Genomic DNA, 17,633 nt, shown 5'->3' with positions numbered 1-17,633 from the left:
TAGGGGTAATCGGATAGTCGCTTTATTTATGTATTGCAAAATTTCAATTTATAGGTAATTAAATTGCTCGCTCACAAGTGATTGTTCTGACAGGAAAAATAAATCGAAAAAAAATACTAAATAAATACCAATGCTCAAATATCAATTTAAGCATTATTCGGACTGCCAGTTTGTTGACAGTAGTGAGTTAATAAAAGTTGTTGTAACTATCGGCGTTGTAAGCTAGCGTCTGTCACTAGCAACTGACGTGTAGTCTTCTGATAGGTTTCAGTAGTCGTCTACCAAAACGTAAGTCCTGCGTGAGGGGACTGCATGTCCATGAAGATCTGGCCGGCATACGGCTGCAAAAGGTTTAGATGTAGGCGAGCGCCGGACACTTACCAGCGGCAGCGATTACCTCAACCAAGATCATTCTGACGGTGGCGCAGAGTCATGGTTGCAAGAAGTCGCCTCACCATTTTAGTGAAGTAAAGTGATGGTGTTAACCACGAGCATGTAAGAGTTAATGGGTCTCGGAGGGTTGATTACTACTATCAGTTCGACATGACAGGTGATAACTAAGGTGAGTAAGGAAATTCGCACGGCCATAACTATACATGCTTCCAAGCCGGTTCGAGTTAAGGTTCCACCCCTGAAAATCCCACGGCCTTGGAAGCCAGCTAACGCTACAGTTACTCAATCCGCGGTGCCTTATGAAGCTCTCAATGTGAGTGAAGCGGAATTACGCCTTGCGCGGAAGCGCGATGCGATATTCAAGCAACTGAGATTAGGGTTGATAGGTCAAGCCAAAGCGATGGAGCTTTTGGAGGTCAAAAAAAGCCAGTTCTACAATCTCTATAGGTCATTTTTACAGTCAACTAGCTATCTTGAGCTAACTAGAAAAAAGCGCGGAACTAAGCCCGGAAACCATAAGTTAACGCCGGGCCAGCTCAGCGCCCTCGAACTTTCATATCAAGAGAATTACAAGGGGCCAAAAGCATCATCGGCGAAAGTTTGGAAGGGAGCACAAGGACTGGTACCTGAAGATGAGTTGCCGCCCAGCAGGTATCAATGTAGGAGATTTGTGGGTGCAAAGCCGGAAAAAGAAAAGTATTACAGAAAGTATGGTAAGGAGGCGGGCGACAACAAATACAAGCCGAAGCCCAAGAAAAAAATCATGGAGCGTGTGCTTCAGCAAGTGCAGATGGATCACACTATGGTTGACATGCTTTTAGTCGACCAGTTTGATCGCAAGGTTTTGCTAGGGCGCCCTTGGTTGACAATGATCATGTGTGCTCTCACAAGGGTGATACTTGGGATGTATCTGAGCTTCCGCCCCCCGAACTTAATAACTGTAGCAAGCGCTCTAGCCTTTGCAGTCCAGGACAAGTCTAGGTTTTTAGAGCTCTACGGGATTGATCCCAAGGCATATCCATTTTACGGCATCCCCTTTTTGATATATACGGACAATGCTGCTGAGTTCACAAGTCCTCGATTCATGGCAACGTGCAACAGATGGGGGATGGATTGGGATCATCGCCCAGTCGACAAAAAGTGGTTCGGCGGGTTAATCGAGCGCGTGATAGGCACATTCATGGGGGAAGTGCACTTCTTACCCGGAACCACAGGTAGTAATGTGATTCAACGAGCAGGCTTAACTCCAGAGCTAGACGCTAAGTATGACATAGTGGAATGTGGTAAGTGGTTGCTTGAACAAGCGATTATTTACCATGGGACGGTGCATGAAGGCTTACAAAGCACTCCGCGTCAGGCGTGGTTTTATTACGACTCCCAAGGGCTTTTAGATCATGACAGGGTGATTAGTCCGGATCGAAAGGAACGCTTTGAGATTGATTTTCTGGCGCCGTCTTACAATCATACGATTCAACCCTATGGAGTAAATTTTTCGGGCAGGAGATATTATAGTCCCGAGCTTGAACCGTATATTGGAGCAAAAAATGTTGAGTTAAGGTTTCAGCCTTATAACCTAGATTCGATCTGGATTATGGTTCCTGGGAGATTTCTAAATGTCCCCTGCACGTATACCAAGGATCGTCTATCCAGAAACTGGGAGTCTTATAGCAGCCATAAAGCCTTATCTAGCGCCAGGCACGTCGGTCATAGCGCGCCTGCAGGGCTTATTGATGATGAGTATGCATTTGCAGCCCAGCAACGGCAGCGCGAACAAGCAATTGCGTTTGAGACACAGTCAAAAAAAACGCCAAGGCCACCCAAAGATATTACAGCACAGTCGGAGCGGCTACCCGCTCATCCAGCAGTCCAGCCCGTAATTGGCGCGCCACGTATTATCGACAGTGGCCGAGGTTCGCCCGAAATTTTGCAGCCAACAATAATAGTTGATAGGTTCAAAAAATGACTATGGACGCTTCCCTCTTGTACGACCACGTCTTACCAGAACTTCGCCTTAATCTTGAGCTTTCTGCGGCTGAGCGTATTGAAATCTGCAGGCATGACTTTTGGATCGATACCCCAAAATTCGCTTTGATGTTTGAATGCATTAGCCACATGCTGTATACCCACAACCAGATTCAATCGTCTTGCATTTTTATCCACGGAGCAGGCGGTGATGGAAAATCAGCTGCGTGGCATCGGCTGAAATTTCTCAGCGCAAACTCTGACAGGAAAATGGTTTTTATCGAACTAACCGAAAATACTAATCGCTTCAAGCTACATGATCGTCTCTTGGAAGCGTTTGGCATTGAGGTCGGTCGCCGTAGCACTGCTGACAAAGAAGATCTAATCTTAAAATATATCAGAGCAAACAATATTTGCGCCATAGTCATAGATGAGTTAAATGATGCACTTCTTCAGCCGTACGCACAGAAACGTACACTGCTTTCACTGCTTCGTAATCTCTCGGGTACTCTGAAATTATGCGTAATCGCGTTTGGAAATACAGAGGCGTGTAGCATCCTCATGCTGGATCGTATCATTGATCGGCGCTTTGTGCAGTTTGCAATCAAGGATTGGGAGCTGGGGCAAGATTTCGTTGATTTCCTTGCGACGTATGAGGCCCACCTGCCACTTAAGCTCAAATCCGACCTCGCATGTCCTGAGATTAGAACGCTAATCCATACTGAGTCATATAAGATCATGGATAACGTTGTAAAGATCATGAAATGCCTCGCCATGGATGCTATTGACTCGGGAGTCGAACGCATTACGCTTGAGCAGTTCCCTCGGTTGCGTGACATCGCGATGCGATTTGGATTTAACTTGCATATTCCTAAGGTCGACCGTAATGCTGACATCTCGAAGCAGGAGCAGCCATGGCTCCCTGCATGACTCCATGTCAGCAAGAAATTTATAACCTGGTATCGGATCAGTTGAAGCTGCCTGAGCCAACTATAATAATACTGAATGCTGAGCCAGGTTCAGGCCTTTCGACATTGATGGAAAAGATAACGAACACTATTGGGTCAGCATGTGTTCCTCTAACATCGAGGCCGGCCATAAGTGGGCGCAACCTGCTTGAAGCATTTTATTATCATTTGGGGCTAGGGGCTGAGGGTATCTCACACCGGGCACCTGTTCCAGCCTTTATATCCCCTCTCATAGAGCTGCAACCAATCGTCGGAGTGCTTATTGAAGATATCGATGATTTTGCTGTAACTATCCCAATGAGGAAAATGGCTATAGGGCATTTGAGCAAGATTGCTTCAGCGTTGCCGGGTATGAGCTTGATCATTTCTCAGACATTGTCCAGATGGGATCGCGACCACAGTATCCGTCACAATGATATTGATGGGGCTCAAAGACGTTATGAGTTTTATTTACGTAGCTTTTCAGGTCTGTCGCAGTTCATTGATCACTTTCAATGCATCACCGCATCGCTTGGATTGCACGACGTATCGAACCTTGAACTAACCCGGCTGTATGAAATTACAGGCGGTAATCTCGCTTCAACCATGCAGCATCTTTGTCATCCTCTTTTGAAGCATAAGTGGAAATAAGGAATAAGCATATCAAATGAATGGCGCCATCCTCTCAGTCTCAAATGAGCTTTTTACATCCTGGTTGTACCGCCAAGGGGCAATACCCACCGATGCAGGTCGATCTATCGATGATCTGTTGGAGATCTACCAATCTTGTATGCAGCGTGTTGATTTCGATCCTGACTTTTGTTTACCAAGCGAGTTCAGCAGTATCGCGCTTGAACGGCTTGGGGTTAGGGCTTCTGATCTTTCTATGTTCGCACCCAAAAGTTCCTGGTTGATACCGCGCTATTATCGCGGGTCATTCTGCTACGAATGCTTCTGTGATCACATTCGGTCATTCAAGCTCCCAACAATGCTTACTGAGTGGTGTTCAGTTATTCAAACTGTTTGCCCTATACATATAGCTCCGCTACTCGACACGCCCGGAAAGCAAAGCTACAAACTTAATATGGCGGTGAAGATTTTTTCCTACTACCATGCCCAGTCAAGTTCCGTGGAATTTCCCCGTCGTTCTCTGACTCCTAAGGTGGTCGGCGCGTTGCTGTCAGTACAGGCATTTATGTCCAGTGTTGAGATTAGTGCCGCGAGTGGCGGGAATGATTCTGAGTGGCGTCTGATTCAGACTATAGTTCGAATATTTCTTTATCCCCGCTATGGAATTATTCATTCTTTGTTCCCTAGGCAATCGATTGGCACAGATGTTCGGCTTTTTCGATATAACCTAAATTTAGGGCCATTAGTGAGCTCGGTAGTGCGTAGGCAGCTGGCAATACTTCTGGCTGGCTTGATGTTGGATGTTTTGGCAGAGGATGAGCGTCTAGCGGTGGAGGAGTATCTTCAATCATTTGACCGACGTCATTACTTTTTCGATAGCGCCGCCGGGCTAGGTCGATCGTCCAACGTATTTACTCCAGAGCATGGGAGCCAGCTCCTCGCCCAATTGACTCAGCTCTCAACCAAAATTTTCAGCCCTTACCTGACTGAGTTTATTGCAGGGTTTGGTGGCAGGGGGCGATAGTTATCATCTGGAGGAAATATGCTGCTGCAGTTCGTTACGCAGATTCGGTTCTGCATCCCAATTGCCGTCACCGAGGATGGCGCAGCTTTCGGGCCGCAAGCGGATGTTGGGGTGTTCGTTTCATTCCCGTCGAGAAAAATACTGGCCTGGTTTCATGCGTCAGACCGGCTTAGGAGCAAGGTAGGCACTGTTAGGCTAATGCTGCCAGGGCCGTTACCTTCATGCTTGACCAATCTTGGGTGGATCAATGCTCATGGTCTGAGCGAAACGCAGCGTACCGCTGATGTGGTCGACGCTTTGATGGAGTTTTTCTACGACTATCCCGTTTTAGTGTATGGAAGCCAGGCAGTAGTGCGGTACATCGCCAGGCCTGTCTTTGACTCGCTCATGAACAATGCAGTGGCTCGTTACAATCGATATCTCATGTAGAGCCTACCTCAAACTTCGGCTTATCAGGGCACCTGAGCTAACTCTCCATGTGCCGATTCAAGTACAGCTGCCATTAGCGTTTGATGGCCCATTGCCTGTATAACTGCATCCCATCAGCAAATTGCAGGCGAGGGACAGCGCAGTGTTTTTGAACGACCAGGAAACCGCAACGGACTTGCTGTACTACAGCGCGATCTCCAAAACGGTTGTGAAGCTCATCAAGGATACGCCTGACACCCCCATCACCATTGGTGTGCACGGGGACTGGGGTGCCGGTAAGTCCAGCGTCCTGCGCATGACGCAGGATGAGCTCAAAGCCAACGATCGTGTCTGCTGCATCTGGTTTAACGGCTGGACGTTCGAAGGGTTTGAAGACGCCAAAACGGTAGTCATCGAGACGATCGTCGATGAGCTGAAGCGAGCCAGGCCAAACTCGGCAAAAGTGAAAGTCGCTGCTGCCAAGGTGCTCAAGCGTGTCGATTGGCTGAAGGTCGCGCGCAAAGCCGGCGGCTTCGCGTTCACTGCCATGACCGGCATCCCCACCATGGATCAGTTGAAGGGGGTGTATGACCTGGTCACGTCCGTGGTTACAAACCCATTGGATCATGTGAGCAAGGATGATCTAAAGGGTGCCGCCGAAAAGATCGGTGACTTCCTCAAGGAGGGCGGTGACGACTCCGAGAAGCTCCCTGAGCACATCCATAAATTCCGAGAGGAATTCAAAGAGCTGCTGGACGCCGCCGACATCGACCAGCTCGTTGTTATCGTGGACGACCTGGACAGGTGCTTGCCGAAAACGGCAATCGAAACGTTGGAAGCGATACGGCTGTTCCTGTTCGTTGAGCGCACCGCGTTCGTTATCGGTGCTGATGAAGCCATGATCGAATATGCAGTGCGTGAGCATTTTCCAGACCTCCCGCAAAGCTCAGGCCCGTCGAACTACGCCCGCAACTACCTCGAAAAGCTCATCCAGGTACCGTTCCGCATCCCGGCGCTTGGCTTGGCCGAGACGCGTGTCTACATCACCTTGCTGCAGCTTGAGAATGCCCTGGGCGCCACCAATTCCAAGTTCCAAGCGTTGCTGGACATCGCCCGAGAGGACATGAAGCGGCCGTGGAAGAGCAAGGGGCTCGAGCGCAGCGTCGTGCAGACGGCCATGGGCGGAACGCTGACCGAGGAGGTTAGCCAGGCGATCACCATCAGCGCCCATGTCACCAAGATCCTGAGTGAAGGCACACGGGGTAACCCACGCCAGATCAAGCGATTCCTGAACTCCATGATGCTCCGCCAGGCGATTGCTGAAGCGCGTGGGTTTGGCAATGAGATCAGCCGGCCAATCCTGGCGAAGATCATGTTGGCTGAGCGCTTCTACAGCGATTTCTACGAGCAGATCGCGAGGCTCGCATCCTTGGCGCAGGACGGCGCACCAGAGGCTCTCGCCGGGCTTGAGAAGCGGGCGAGGGCCGCGCCTCAGGAAGTCGAGGATGACCAGCAGGATACGGGTGAGCGAAAAGCTAAACCCAAGGTGGCCGTGGCCGTCGGTGCTGAGCTTCAGCAATGGCTTAAAAGTGACTGGGCGCTCAACTGGGCACGGATCGACCCGACACTCGCCGGTGTTGATCTGAGGCCTTACGTCTTTGTCACCAGGGACAAGCGCAGCTCCCTCGCAGGCTTCGTAGCCACTAGTCAGCTTGAAGCATTGGTAGAGACCCTGATGGGCCCACGTATGAAGTTGAAAAGCGCGCCTGTGCTCAACAGCATGCGAGAGCTGTCCGCTCCTGATTCTGAAGAGGTCTTCGATGCGATCCGGGATCGTATCCTCCTGGGAGACATCTTCGATAAGCGCCCTCAGGGCATCGACGGTCTGGTTGGCCTAGTCAAAGAACAGCCACGGCTTCAAAACCGACTGCTCGAATTCATACGGGGACTACCTGTCGAGCGATTGGGTGGCTGGGCGGCGTCCTCTTTCAGCGAGTGCTTGGTTGAGCCAGCCGCAAAATCAGCGCTCCAGGCCGTTCAAGAACAGTGGGCCGCACAGGTCGAGAACAAAAAACTCAAAGTAGCCGCTGAGCAATTGTTGGATCTCGGCCCGAAACGCTAAGGAATGCAGCATGGGAACATCGAAAGGTTACGGGGGATCTGTTTCTGGACTGGTTCCGTCTTGGGTGGATGATGTGGCGCCTGCAACTACACCGGGTCAATCCGGTGAAGCTGGGCAGCCCTCAAATCCTTCCAGCGATCCAAACAGTCCGAACAATCCTAATCAGCCAGGGCAGGGAGGTCAGTCAGGGCAGCGTCCTGCAGACAACAATGGCACGGCCAAGCTGCAGCCAGCTCGAACACAGTTCACACGTTTTGCCAGAACAGGAAGCCGCAGCGCGCTGGGTAGAGCTCTCTCCGGCTACGTGCGAAGCGGGACAGGCGGGGCTGGGCGTGCTGCTCGGCGCATGGGGGCGTCCCGTGCAGCAGCGGGGCGCCTGCTTGGCGTCATCAGGGATGTGCAGCGCTTCGGTGCAGCCGAGGTATTGCGTCGGCTGAATCTGAATGGCCTGGCAGGCCGCCCATCTTCTGAAGTATTCATGGCCCTCGTTGAGTTTGTATGTCCCGCCGGCGGAGCGATCGACGAGGCGGTGGCACGTCAGGCCATGCTCGAGAATGTCATCGCGCTCGCCGAGTCCGGCGAAACCACGTTCGATGAAATGACGCCCGAGCAGATGAACGAATTCTTCCTGGATTTCGTGTCGCAGTCGATCGAGGGAATGGTGATGGCCGACCTTGGTCAGCGAGGTGTGACCATTCCCGATGACGTTGACGCGGTCGAGCGTATGCAGACGGAGCTTCACGACTTCATTACCGGCGCCACGCGCGGACGGCTATCCGATCGACTGGAGGGATTGCCAGGGCTGACTGACCAGGACATCCAGGGCGTGATCAGCCGAATTTACGAGTCGGCCTTTGAGATCATTGCCGTTGCAGGGGAGGCAGCACAATGAGACACCACAGCATCATCTGCAGGCTCGGCGCCAGTGATATTGACCCGATCGAGATTAAGCACCCTGGGAGCAGTGAAACCGCAATTTCATTCCTGGATGGTTACCAGCGTCTGAGCTTTGGTATTGGGCAAGCGATCGATCAGCTTGCGAATAAGGGCATGCGCCCCAGCGAGACCTCAATCGACCTGGCCCTCGTAGCCGGAGCGCTCACGGCGGCTGATACCCGGATATCCCGGAAGACCGAATCCCAGAATGCCTGGACGCGTGAGATCGACCTTTACGTGCCTGTGGCAGATCCTGCGTTGTGGACTTCGATGTCAGCGCTGCTTGACTCGACCTTGCATTTCTTAACCGGCGATCGATGGAGGGTCATCTTCCGCGCCAGGCCTGAAGGCTTGGAGGAGCTGGCTCCCATCGTGGAGCTCTTTCGGAGCGCTACTCCCACAAGCGTGTGTCTTTTCTCGGGAGGTATGGACAGCTTCATTGGTGCGATCGACCTGCTGGCCCAAGGAGAGTCTCCGCTGCTGGTGAGCCACTACTGGGACTCCAATAGCACCAGCAAATATCAGGATCAATGCTTTGAGGCGCTCCAAGAGCGATACCCTGATACTCCGATCCACCAGGTACAGGCCAGGGTGGGCTTCCCGCAAGGCCTGGTGGCCAACACAAAGGGTGAAGATACGCTGCGGGGGCGCTCATTCCTGTTCTTCGCGTTGGCGGCGTTGGCGGCCAATGCCACGGGCGAGGAGATGGTGATCCATGTTCCTGAGAACGGTCTGATCTCCCTGAATGTCCCGCTGGATCCGCTGCGATTGGGCGCTCTGAGCACGCGGACAACACACCCCTACTACATGGCTCGCGTGAATGAGCTCTTTGCTGGTCTTGGGCTTCGGATGCGGTTGCACAACATGTATGGACATCGCACTAAGGGGCAGATGGCCGAGCAGTGCGCTGATGGTGAATTTCTCCGTGCGAACGTCCACAAAACCATGTCCTGCTCCTCACCGGGCAAGGCACGATACCAAAAGGATCCGACCAACCGGCAACCCAAGCACTGCGGCTTCTGCGTTCCTTGTATCATCCGGCGGGCCTCCATTGCCCATGGATGCGGCGATGATAGAACCCCGTATGTGATTCCCGACTTGCACGCGGATGTTTTGAACACGAACAAGGCTGATGGAGCACATGTGCGTTCATTCCAGATGGCCATCCGCCGGCTACGGCGGGCGCCGAACAGTTCGAGGTTCGAGATACACATCCCTGGCCCCTTGATCGACCATCCGAACGACCATCAGGCGTATGAGCAGGTGTATGTGGACGGGCTCAATGAAGTCGATCGATATCTGACTGGAGTCAGGGCACAGCCCCTATGAGCCAAACAGCGCGCGAGCGTCCAAGATGGGTAGATTTTCACTGCCACTTGGATCTCTACCCCAACCATGAAGCCTTGATTCGTGAGTGCGATCGGGAAGGGGTAGCCACGCTCGCTGTTACCACCACTCCAAAGGCCTGGGCTCGAAATCAGGAACTGGCTCGTACTTCTAAGCATGTGCGTGTCGCCTTAGGTTTGCACCCGCAACTGGTGGCGGAGCGTGAAGGGGAGCTCGCGCTGTTCGAGCGCTTGCTGGAAGGGACACGATACGTCGGAGAGATTGGTCTCGATGCTGGCCCTCGGTTCTACTCCAGCTTCGAGGCGCAAGAGCGGGTCTTTTCCCGGATCCTGTCGGCTTGTTCTGAGCAGGGTGGCAAGATCCTCACAGTGCACAGCGTCCGCACTGCTGCAAAGGTGCTGGGACACATCGAGCGCCTCCTTCCACCCGATCGCGGTAGGGTCGTGCTGCACTGGTTCACTGGCAGTGCGGCGGAGGCTAGGCGGGCTTTGGATCTCGGATGCTACTTCTCGATCAACATCGAGATGTTGAAGTCCACGAAGCACCGGGCGCTTGTGGCATCGCTGCCACTTGATCGTATGCTCACCGAAACCGATGGGCCATTCGTGCTGGCGGGTGGAAGGCCATTAGCGCCTCGAGATGTGAGCGATGTGATTCAGGCGATCGCTTCGCTCAAGGAGCTCGATCTGGAAATGGTCGCGAATCAGATTGTTAGCAACCTGGGTAGCCTCCTGCGTAGTTGCTAGTGCTGCCCAGATGATCACGCGTACCTACTCCAAGCGTGTATCGACACTTAATGGTCGTCTTTCCAGAGCCTGCTAACCCTAGACTTGTCGAGCCCCAGCAGTTCCGCCGTCTCTTTCTGGCTTTTTCCTTCAGCCTTGCACTTGAGCACCGCTTGCCGATTGGCCTCTCCAGATCTGATACGGGGATGGACTGAGTGAAGCTTACCGTCCTCGAACTCATGATGGAGCTTATCGAGCACACCCAGCCTTTCGAGCTTCGCTATCTCAACAGCCACGCCTTTCAAGAACTCCTTGGGTGTTTGGTGACGCGCATAGGACGAAGCCACCGCCAGTAGAGCGACAAGATCAATGTCGAGTACTGAGGCAAATTCCTCTATCGTTGACAGGGTGGGATTGCTCTTGGCGTGCTCAATGTTACTCATTTGCCGAGCCTCGACTCGACCATGGAAATCTTCTTGGGACAGGTTCCGAGCTGCGCGTGACAGCCTCAAGACTGCGGCCAACGGTTCTCTCAGCGACATTTGGAGCACCCAAAGCCGAGGATAAAGCCATATTGCGCGGTTGTTCTCCATGCAATATAGTGCGTGCAAGGCAACTGGCGACGCCTCACTATTTCTTGCTGGACACGTTCCGTCACGCTGGAGCGCGCTAGCGCTTGCCGCGCTTACAGATCCGGCCTCCGTCAATTTACCGCTAAATCCTCAAGAGCCAGCGTTTGCGAATCAGAATTTACTCAGACCTCCATGCCGAGTTCCACCGTTTCGCCCTCCCATCCCTCGATGCTGGGGTTGACCTGGTGATCCTCGCCGGCGACATCAACAAGAAGGCCAGGGGCGTCCAGTGGGCCAACGATACCTTCGCCTGCCACGTCGCGTATATCGCAGGGAACCATGAGTACTACGACGGTCACATCGATCGCACCCTGCAAAAAATGAAGGATGCTGCGGCCGGCCATGTCCACGTGCTAGAGAATGAAGCACTCATACTGGGTGATATCAGGATCTTGGGTACTACTGCGTGGACTGACTACAGCGTCACAGGGGATTTGTTGGCGGCCAGCAACTCTGCCAGGCAAGGCATGAACGACTTCAAGTACATCAGGGCAGACTCGAACTACAGACGATTGAGACCGGATGACCTGGTTACCCGGAACCACATCGCCAAGGACTGGCTCACCCAAGAACTTGCTCGACCGTTTGGTGGCAAAACGGTAGTGGTGACCCATCACTCACCATCTACCGTGGTGATTGGTGAGCAGCATGAAGGGCATCTTACTGCAGCGTACACCAACGACTGGCCGCATTTGATCGAGAAGGCCCATGTGTGGGTGTTCGGTCACACGCATGAGGCTACAGATGTTGAGCTGGCCGGCTGCCGGGTGATCTCAAACCCCCGTGGCTACCCTGAGGAGAGCACCGGTTTTGACCCTTACTTCGAGATCCAAATCTAATGGCCACTTCGGCGATGAAGCACTTTTTTGACCACGCCGTCGAGCCGATAGAGCTCGATCAGGATCTTCCCTCGGAGGTCATCCAGGCACAGGGCATTTCCTGGGGTGCGGTGGTCGACGCTTACCTTGTCAACGCGGCAAGGGTAGGGCAGAGCTATGCGGCGCTCGTTTACAACGATCAGTCAAACGTAAGCTCGAATGGAATGACGGTTGCTACGCCTCCACTTCAGCTGGTTGAGACAAGGGCGGGGTTCAAGCTAATGCGCAGCCTAAGTGGCAAAGACTACTACGTTATCGCTAGTGAGCTCAGCGAGCCGCGGTGAGCATCCAATTGGGTTGACTCACCCGGCCCAAGCGCCGTTTTCGAGCTGTAGTACTTGGCAAGGCGCGGCGAGCGCTTTGGATTTAGACCTTTATGTATCCCGCAGACCAATCCGCTGGACGGCTTCGTGTGCGCTCTCATTCACGTACCACTTCAAAGTGCACTAAGGAAAATGCATGTCTGATCTGAAAAAAATTGAGCTCACTGTTAAGAACTACATTGTTAAAAACTCCGCTGACATTGATACGCTCTATAGCCAAGTTCGGTGCGAAGACAGTGAAGGAAAAACTTTCTATTTCAAAGAAGTTTGCATGTTGGACTACTTGAAAAGGCACGGGGCGATTGTTACTGACAAGCCTCGTACGTGGTACTTCAAGCATTTGAACAAGAAAACCATCGTTCTAGTGGCCTTCCAAAAGGCAGATGGAAAGATTGAGTATGACCTTGATCACCTGCGGCACGTTGCTAAATCCAGCATTCTCAAAGGCATTGTTTTCGCCGTAGCGGCAATTCCTGCGGGCTTGATCATCGCAACAGCGACTTTTGGTATCGGGCTGCTGTTTACGCCTGTGTGCCTCTTCTATGCATACAGAAGTCTCTTTAAAATCCCCCGGATGCTACGTCGAAGCACCCTGGTGAGCGAGCTTGCTGCGCATGGAGTCGTTGTGCAGTAGCGGCTAGTCCAAACAGCTGCGAGGCTGCGTACCGATGAGGAGCAACGAACGACAGTAGCGGTAATTTTTGATCTCTTCGGTACGCTTTTGGAGATTCGAAACCGGCAGAATCCCTATCGACGGCTTCTCCACCTGAGCTCACAGCAGTGGCGTGCCGCGTCAACAGATGACATTCGCTGGATCATGACTCATGACCAGGGGATCGAGGGCACCGCGGCTGAATTTGGAATCGAACTCTCACCACCTCAGCTCACTGAGGATCGTCTCCAATCTCTGGCATTTCCTGCAATAGTTCGTTTAGTCCAGTGAGGGTGCGCTGATGCCCTGCGAAATCCGGGCTCCAATTCGCAGGCAGCATGTATGCCTCTGATTTGCCCATCCGGCGCTCTCGGTCGGCTGACCATATCTCCAGCGAACCGTTGCAGTAGAGCAGGAATTTAAACTGCTCTAGGGATATCTCGGATTGAATATCGCTTCGGCTTTCGCGCTTTTTGTTGAGCAGTACACATCCACCGATCGGGTCGATGATCAGTCGCTCATCTCTGAAGTCCATCCAAAACTCAAGTGCGACTTTGCCATTCGGTGATTCGAGTCTGACGCCGAGCTTCCCTTGATCCATGCCACCGGCTGTCATACGCATCCCTCCGAGATGCACGCACGATTTACCTTTCCGAGCCATCACGTAAAAATCATCAGGAAGCATGTACTCGCGGCCCTGAGCAAGCTCACCTCTCCGAAGCGCACCTAATTGCTCGTTGTCGAATAGGGTGCGAAAACCTTCTAGCTCGTAGAGGTGCTCGCCCTCATAGGACGATGGGGGTGGTACACCGAGCCGTTCATCCATTGCCAGCTCTGCGAGATGGCGCATCAGTGGCTTGTCGAGATGGATTCGCTGGTGGTCATCCGGGTCATCGGGGTCGACGATATCTTCTCGCTCAGCGTGAGCGATTGCGTGGCGACCCTGCGTTGCCAGGTATTCGGAGATGTTGTCACCTTGCGCCTGAAGCTCTTCACGCCGGGAGATTGCCTCTCTGTCCGTCATGCGGAGCAGGGCATGCTCAATCCATGGCCCTCGTTCACGGCCATTGGGAAGAGAGCGGGCGAAGGCCTTGTAGAAGCCAAGGAAGGAGTAGAATGGATTTCCGAGTGATAGCCCTTCACGGTAGTAGGCGAGCGCCTTTCGAGCTTCTTCGCTCTGTGGGACATGAAGGTTCTCGTCTGAGAAAAACTCGGTGATAGCGTTGTTCAGCATCCTGCCTACACGGAATGGACTGCTACCCCCTCCCCACATGACGATGTCAACCTTCTTGCTTTCACGCCAAGCAATAGCTGTGGCCAGGCGCATGACAGCTGCACGGCCCTCGTTAACCGTTAATCCAAAGCCATTTGCTCGAATCGCGATCGCAGGGAGGCTGCGGTGCTGACCGTCGACCACTGCCGGCTGCAGAAGGAAATCAAGATTTTCGAACCTGATGAATTGAGGGCGGTTTGGCCAGAAGACCTGGGTCTCTAGCCCACCTACCACCCATTGCCCTCTCTGGTTCTGGTACCGCTCGGCCAGTTCGAAAGGATCGTCGGTCGCCAGCATTGAGGGGCTCCTAAAAGTTGGTGGCGGCGGTGTGCCACTCCAGATTATATTCAAACTACATCAGCGGGGCGATATACTTGCTTCGAGCGAGAGAAAACTTCCTAGTGGATAAAGGAGCATGGTTGTGCTGAGTCAATCTGTGATAGACAGAGCTTTTGAGGATGTCAGTGGTGCGATAAATAGAGAGGCGGCAAAAAGCAAAAATTTTAAATTTGAAATGAGTATATCTAGAGGTGATGACTCATCTGCTGATTTTTATAGTTTGATGACTGGGTTGGAGCAACGATTGCTTGGTCGTTACAAAGGGTATTGCGTGCGTGCTGAGATGAGTCAAGGCGTCACTGCAATTCAGATTTATGTTGCTAGCTTAGATTGAGAGCGTAGAGAGATGTCATTCACTTGGTCAGAGCTTGATGGTTTTATATCTCGTGCTGTGCAAGGCAATATGATCCAGGCGTCCAGACGGCTTATATTCACCCACTGCAATGAAGAACTGGAGCAGAGGGGTTATTTCTTTGCAGACTGGCTTTATAACTTTGGCGGCACTGGGCTGTTGATAAAATATGAGGAGAAATTTTTTCTTCTGACGGCGCAGCATGTTATAAAAGCTCATTACTCGGAACCTCAGAATGAATCGCCATTTTTCACCAACGCCTTAGCGAAAAGTCAGTGGGATGACCTGAGCAAGCTCCTGTATCCAATTCGAGGTTGGGAAATTGGGTCTTTGATTAAGACTGATATTCCTTGGATTGATGATGAGGATATTGTGCTTGTAGAGATGGGGCAACCGATGCCAGGGGGATACCCCGAACACTTCTTGGACTTTGATACTCCAGATAGTGTTGTTTGCCTGAGGCGAGATGAGTTCCAGGAAGGATTGATATTCCTGGCGGCAGGGTATCCCATCGAGGAAAATCATGTAATGCCTGCAGGCGAGAGCGAGCATGACTTCGCCACCAATCTTCATCGGTTTACCTATCCTGGTTTCTGCACTATGGAGAACGGAAGCCCCTACCTCAGATTTGAGCGCGAATACACTCATGTACAGATGAATGGGGTGAGCGGTGGAGTTGTTACAAATGTAGAGCCTAACGCTGAGCAGACTCGGTGGGTGGGCATGATACAGAAAGCTGGTAATGGAACGCTTCGTTTCTATCCGGCCTATTTGATTTTGCCAGCAATCTTGAAATATAGAGAAGCTCAGACTTATGTTATTGACCCGGCTGCCAATCTCGTAAATTTGGAGATGCAGGCTACTCCAGAAGCGATTCAAGCCCGAAAAGAATTTAACGAGATGGTTAGGCAAATGGGGGAATGCAAAAATCTTGAGGGGGTTTAGCTTCGCTTACCCTTTGGGCCTTGGGGTTACTCAGGACTCACGGTGGGGCGCAGGTTCATAGACTCGAGTCAAATTGCAGACTGGTTTTCCGTGCCTAGTGATGACAAACGTCCAGCTGTCCTCAACCAGCCGAAGGATACGACGCCACCGGCGCCGCGCCTGGCTAAGGCTAATCACCTGTTCCGTGTAACCGCCTTACCCAAGGAGCCGGCGTAGCAGGCTTTCAGTCTGGCTTCCGGCATACTTGCTGTAAAATTCATCGAGCATGGCGCTGCGCCGCTCACCATTCACTAGGCTTAGGCCGTGAAGAGCATTCACCAGCTTCTGTTGCTCAACCACGCCCTCTTGAACCTCCAGCCACATTGGAGCCACCTGCTTCAAGATCACGTCGACCGCTACGGCATGGATCTGAGATTCGATAAGCTTGTTTCCGTTCACAGCTGTCTTCAGCTGTTGAGCTTTCTCCATGGCCTATCGTCACCCTGATTGGATGGGGGCGTGAAGCTGGCCAGATGCGTTCCAGGAGAGGCCCTCGTTCATGGTCAGGCCTCTCTATAAATGATGCTGCACCACCGCAAAGCAATACAGTCCTATTGCTCAATGTACAGCAACATCATGTTAGAAAGGCTCATAATAAATGGAAGCATAGCTTTGCTGTTTTCGGCCTGATCAGAACTGTGCGCAATTTCGTTCCGTATTTTGCTAGACTCTAGCATTTTAGTCATAATTTTAGCTTTCTCAACCTCAGGGAATTCGGAACTTTCTTTGATGATGATTTGATAAATAAATAGCACCATTGTCCGCTGATTGGAGTTATTTAGTGTCTCCCGCAGTTGCTTACTATCAATGCCGAAAATACTTGGCACGGCTTTGCTTTGGAATTTATCCGTTTTGAATGTGGTTTCAATCAGTTTATAAAAACAAAGGTAGCTTTCATCATAGAATCCGAGAAACTTATAATGCAGTCCTTTCTGGTAATGCCGTCTCATGCCAGTTGACAGCAACGAGAAGCGCTCATGATTCTTAACGACAACTTCTTTAGTAATGCTGCGTGGGTGAATAGGATAATGACCTGCGGACTCATGACCACCGGCTTGCTGAAGCATCCTAAATATACCGCTTTCATTCCTTATATATAGAGACAAGGTGGCAGGAGTGAGCTTTGCAAAGTATCCGGAGAGTTCAATATGAGATATGATAATCTCTTTAATCAGGCCTGCCTTCTCTTGAAAGTATTCTGCCATGCACAGCATGATAATAGATTGAACTGGAACATCCGGGGTATCCTTCACCCTCCTTGCGACATCTTTTTCTAGTTTGCCGAAATCAATTTTTTTCAGCGTGAAGATTGTTGAGATGCGGTATTTGTCGGTTGCTTCGTAAGTTGCTCTAAGCAAGTTTTTTATGGTCACTGACTTGATCTGGATTGGGGAGTTTTTCAGTGTGCAATCAAAGCTAAGTCGGAGGTCTGGCACATCTAGAGTCTCATCTAGCGCTACAGGGCCTGAATTTTCTCTCATCTTTTCATGCGCAACTGCAGTTGCGAAGCTGAAACCAGCATCAATCTCAAAATCAAGAAAAAATTCACCGCCCTGACTTTTTTGTTCGAAATATTTTTCCCAGTTGATCGGGGTCAAAGTTCTATAGTACATGTCTCGTCCTTGTTCAGTTTAATAATTCGTCCGATGCTCTGGCTCGCAGCGCTGTTATTTCAAGCAGCCCGCTTTCATGCGCAGATATCTAGA

The 17,633-nt window shown here is 51.7% G+C and carries 19 protein-coding genes; 14 read left to right on the top strand and 5 right to left on the bottom strand.

Annotated features, from left to right (window positions below; all coding sequences use genetic code 11):
• Positions 1 to 562: 562 nt before the first annotated feature.
• From IH404_RS15065 to qatD, 9 genes are all read left to right on the top strand, one after another.
• Positions 563 to 2,356, top strand: coding sequence for a Mu transposase C-terminal domain-containing protein (locus tag IH404_RS15065; RefSeq protein WP_194438255.1), 1,794 nt, complete (start codon positions 563 to 565; stop codon positions 2,354 to 2,356).
• Entirely contained in the window at positions 2,353 to 3,285 is a 933-nt protein-coding gene (locus tag IH404_RS15060) for a TniB family NTP-binding protein (RefSeq protein WP_122881092.1), read from the top strand. Before IH404_RS15065 ends, IH404_RS15060 begins: the two co-directional genes overlap by 4 nt.
• On the top strand, positions 3,270 to 3,953 hold the full coding sequence (locus IH404_RS15055) for a hypothetical protein (RefSeq protein ID WP_122881091.1): 684 nt from the start codon (positions 3,270 to 3,272) through the stop codon (positions 3,951 to 3,953). The genes IH404_RS15060 and IH404_RS15055 overlap by 16 nt, the downstream gene beginning before the upstream one ends.
• Positions 3,954 to 3,969: 16 nt before the next feature.
• Positions 3,970 to 4,956 carry a hypothetical protein gene (locus IH404_RS15050; protein WP_194438253.1) on the top strand — a complete coding sequence of 329 codons (987 nt, stop codon included), beginning with the start codon at positions 3,970 to 3,972 and terminating at the stop codon, positions 4,954 to 4,956.
• Between the two features lie 18 nt (positions 4,957 to 4,974).
• Positions 4,975 to 5,385 (top strand): hypothetical protein, encoded by a 411-nt coding sequence (locus tag IH404_RS15045; protein WP_194438251.1) that lies wholly within the window; start codon positions 4,975 to 4,977, stop codon positions 5,383 to 5,385.
• 142 nt (positions 5,386 to 5,527) lie between these two features.
• Positions 5,528 to 7,486 carry a Qat anti-phage system ATPase QatA gene (gene qatA / locus IH404_RS15040; RefSeq protein ID WP_194438249.1) on the top strand — a complete coding sequence of 653 codons (1,959 nt, stop codon included), beginning with the start codon at positions 5,528 to 5,530 and terminating at the stop codon, positions 7,484 to 7,486.
• A 10-nt stretch (positions 7,487 to 7,496) separates the two neighbouring features.
• Entirely contained in the window at positions 7,497 to 8,378 is an 882-nt protein-coding gene (qatB, locus tag IH404_RS28025; protein WP_347340288.1) for a Qat anti-phage system associated protein QatB, read from the top strand.
• Positions 8,375 to 9,751 carry a Qat anti-phage system QueC-like protein QatC gene (gene qatC / locus IH404_RS15030; protein ID WP_194438247.1) on the top strand — a complete coding sequence of 459 codons (1,377 nt, stop codon included), beginning with the start codon at positions 8,375 to 8,377 and terminating at the stop codon, positions 9,749 to 9,751. The genes qatB and qatC overlap by 4 nt, the downstream gene beginning before the upstream one ends.
• Positions 9,748 to 10,515 carry a Qat anti-phage system TatD family nuclease QatD gene (gene qatD / locus IH404_RS15025; RefSeq protein WP_194438245.1) on the top strand — a complete coding sequence of 256 codons (768 nt, stop codon included), beginning with the start codon at positions 9,748 to 9,750 and terminating at the stop codon, positions 10,513 to 10,515. Before qatC ends, qatD begins: the two co-directional genes overlap by 4 nt.
• Positions 10,516 to 10,562: 47 nt before the next feature.
• On the opposite strand, the gene IH404_RS15020 is transcribed toward qatD, so the two are convergent.
• Entirely contained in the window at positions 10,563 to 10,937 is a 375-nt protein-coding gene (locus IH404_RS15020) for a helix-turn-helix domain-containing protein (protein WP_242462608.1), read from the bottom strand.
• Between the two features lie 293 nt (positions 10,938 to 11,230).
• Here IH404_RS15020 and IH404_RS15015 point away from each other — a divergent pair, with 293 nt between their 5' ends.
• The 3 genes from IH404_RS15015 to IH404_RS15005 all read left to right on the top strand — a co-directional run bounded on the left by IH404_RS15015 (position 11,231) and on the right by IH404_RS15005 (position 12,961).
• Complete coding sequence (locus IH404_RS15015) at positions 11,231 to 11,965, top strand: metallophosphoesterase (RefSeq protein ID WP_194438242.1); 735 nt, start codon at positions 11,231 to 11,233, stop codon at positions 11,963 to 11,965.
• Entirely contained in the window at positions 11,965 to 12,288 is a 324-nt protein-coding gene (locus tag IH404_RS15010) for a hypothetical protein (protein ID WP_194438240.1), read from the top strand. The genes IH404_RS15015 and IH404_RS15010 overlap by 1 nt, the downstream gene beginning before the upstream one ends.
• A gap of 175 nt (positions 12,289 to 12,463) precedes the next feature.
• Positions 12,464 to 12,961 carry a hypothetical protein gene (locus IH404_RS15005; RefSeq protein WP_194438238.1) on the top strand — a complete coding sequence of 166 codons (498 nt, stop codon included), beginning with the start codon at positions 12,464 to 12,466 and terminating at the stop codon, positions 12,959 to 12,961.
• A 250-nt stretch (positions 12,962 to 13,211) separates the two neighbouring features.
• On the opposite strand, the gene mauJ is transcribed toward IH404_RS15005, so the two are convergent.
• Positions 13,212 to 14,549, bottom strand: a complete 1,338-nt coding sequence (mauJ, locus tag IH404_RS15000; protein WP_194438237.1) for a methylamine utilization protein MauJ — start codon at positions 14,547 to 14,549, stop codon at positions 13,212 to 13,214.
• 118 nt (positions 14,550 to 14,667) lie between these two features.
• Here mauJ and IH404_RS14995 point away from each other — a divergent pair, with 118 nt between their 5' ends.
• Entirely contained in the window at positions 14,668 to 14,925 is a 258-nt protein-coding gene (locus tag IH404_RS14995) for a hypothetical protein (RefSeq protein ID WP_156893503.1), read from the top strand.
• A gap of 12 nt (positions 14,926 to 14,937) precedes the next feature.
• The gene (locus IH404_RS14990) at positions 14,938 to 15,888 is read left to right on the top strand and encodes a hypothetical protein (protein WP_194438235.1); all 951 of its coding nucleotides are present in this window, start codon (positions 14,938 to 14,940) and stop codon (positions 15,886 to 15,888) included.
• Positions 15,889 to 15,918: 30 nt separating this feature from the next.
• Here IH404_RS14990 and IH404_RS14985 read toward each other — a convergent pair whose 3' ends face one another.
• The 3 genes from IH404_RS14985 to IH404_RS14975 form a co-directional block, all read right to left on the bottom strand.
• On the bottom strand, positions 15,919 to 16,065 hold the full coding sequence (locus tag IH404_RS14985) for a hypothetical protein (RefSeq protein ID WP_194438233.1): 147 nt from the start codon (positions 16,063 to 16,065) through the stop codon (positions 15,919 to 15,921).
• A gap of 18 nt (positions 16,066 to 16,083) precedes the next feature.
• Positions 16,084 to 16,356 carry a hypothetical protein gene (locus IH404_RS14980; protein ID WP_194438230.1) on the bottom strand — a complete coding sequence of 91 codons (273 nt, stop codon included), beginning with the start codon at positions 16,354 to 16,356 and terminating at the stop codon, positions 16,084 to 16,086.
• Between the two features lie 122 nt (positions 16,357 to 16,478).
• On the bottom strand, positions 16,479 to 17,540 hold the full coding sequence (locus tag IH404_RS14975) for a hypothetical protein (RefSeq protein ID WP_194438228.1): 1,062 nt from the start codon (positions 17,538 to 17,540) through the stop codon (positions 16,479 to 16,481).
• Positions 17,541 to 17,633: the final 93 nt, after the last annotated feature.

This window comes from Pseudomonas sp. OST1909, assembly GCF_015277575.1.
In the GTDB taxonomy this organism is placed as follows: Bacteria; Pseudomonadota; Gammaproteobacteria; order Pseudomonadales; family Pseudomonadaceae; genus Aquipseudomonas; species Aquipseudomonas synxantha_A.
This window is presented reverse-complemented; position numbering and strand designations above follow the sequence as displayed.

What these genes read in the sequence shown, in the direction of transcription:
- IH404_RS15060 (WP_122881092.1), top strand. Translation starts at nt 2,353, where the DNA reads ATGACTATGGACGCTTCCCTCTTGTACGACCACGTCTTACCAGAACTT.
- IH404_RS15055 (WP_122881091.1), top strand. Translation starts at nt 3,270, where the DNA reads ATGGCTCCCTGCATGACTCCATGTCAGCAAGAAATTTATAACCTGGTA.
- IH404_RS15050 (WP_194438253.1), top strand. Translation starts at nt 3,970, where the DNA reads ATGAATGGCGCCATCCTCTCAGTCTCAAATGAGCTTTTTACATCCTGG.
- IH404_RS15045 (WP_194438251.1), top strand. Translation starts at nt 4,975, where the DNA reads ATGCTGCTGCAGTTCGTTACGCAGATTCGGTTCTGCATCCCAATTGCC.
- qatB (WP_347340288.1), top strand. Translation starts at nt 7,497, where the DNA reads ATGGGAACATCGAAAGGTTACGGGGGATCTGTTTCTGGACTGGTTCCG.
- qatC (WP_194438247.1), top strand. Translation starts at nt 8,375, where the DNA reads ATGAGACACCACAGCATCATCTGCAGGCTCGGCGCCAGTGATATTGAC.
- qatD (WP_194438245.1), top strand. Translation starts at nt 9,748, where the DNA reads ATGAGCCAAACAGCGCGCGAGCGTCCAAGATGGGTAGATTTTCACTGC.
- IH404_RS15020 (WP_242462608.1), bottom strand. Translation starts at nt 10,937, where the DNA reads ATGAGTAACATTGAGCACGCCAAGAGCAATCCCACCCTGTCAACGATA.
- IH404_RS15010 (WP_194438240.1), top strand. Translation starts at nt 11,965, where the DNA reads ATGGCCACTTCGGCGATGAAGCACTTTTTTGACCACGCCGTCGAGCCG.
- IH404_RS15005 (WP_194438238.1), top strand. Translation starts at nt 12,464, where the DNA reads ATGTCTGATCTGAAAAAAATTGAGCTCACTGTTAAGAACTACATTGTT.
- mauJ (WP_194438237.1), bottom strand. Translation starts at nt 14,549, where the DNA reads ATGCTGGCGACCGACGATCCTTTCGAACTGGCCGAGCGGTACCAGAAC.
- IH404_RS14995 (WP_156893503.1), top strand. Translation starts at nt 14,668, where the DNA reads ATGGTTGTGCTGAGTCAATCTGTGATAGACAGAGCTTTTGAGGATGTC.
- IH404_RS14990 (WP_194438235.1), top strand. Translation starts at nt 14,938, where the DNA reads ATGTCATTCACTTGGTCAGAGCTTGATGGTTTTATATCTCGTGCTGTG.
- IH404_RS14980 (WP_194438230.1), bottom strand. Translation starts at nt 16,356, where the DNA reads ATGGAGAAAGCTCAACAGCTGAAGACAGCTGTGAACGGAAACAAGCTT.
- IH404_RS14975 (WP_194438228.1), bottom strand. Translation starts at nt 17,540, where the DNA reads ATGTACTATAGAACTTTGACCCCGATCAACTGGGAAAAATATTTCGAA.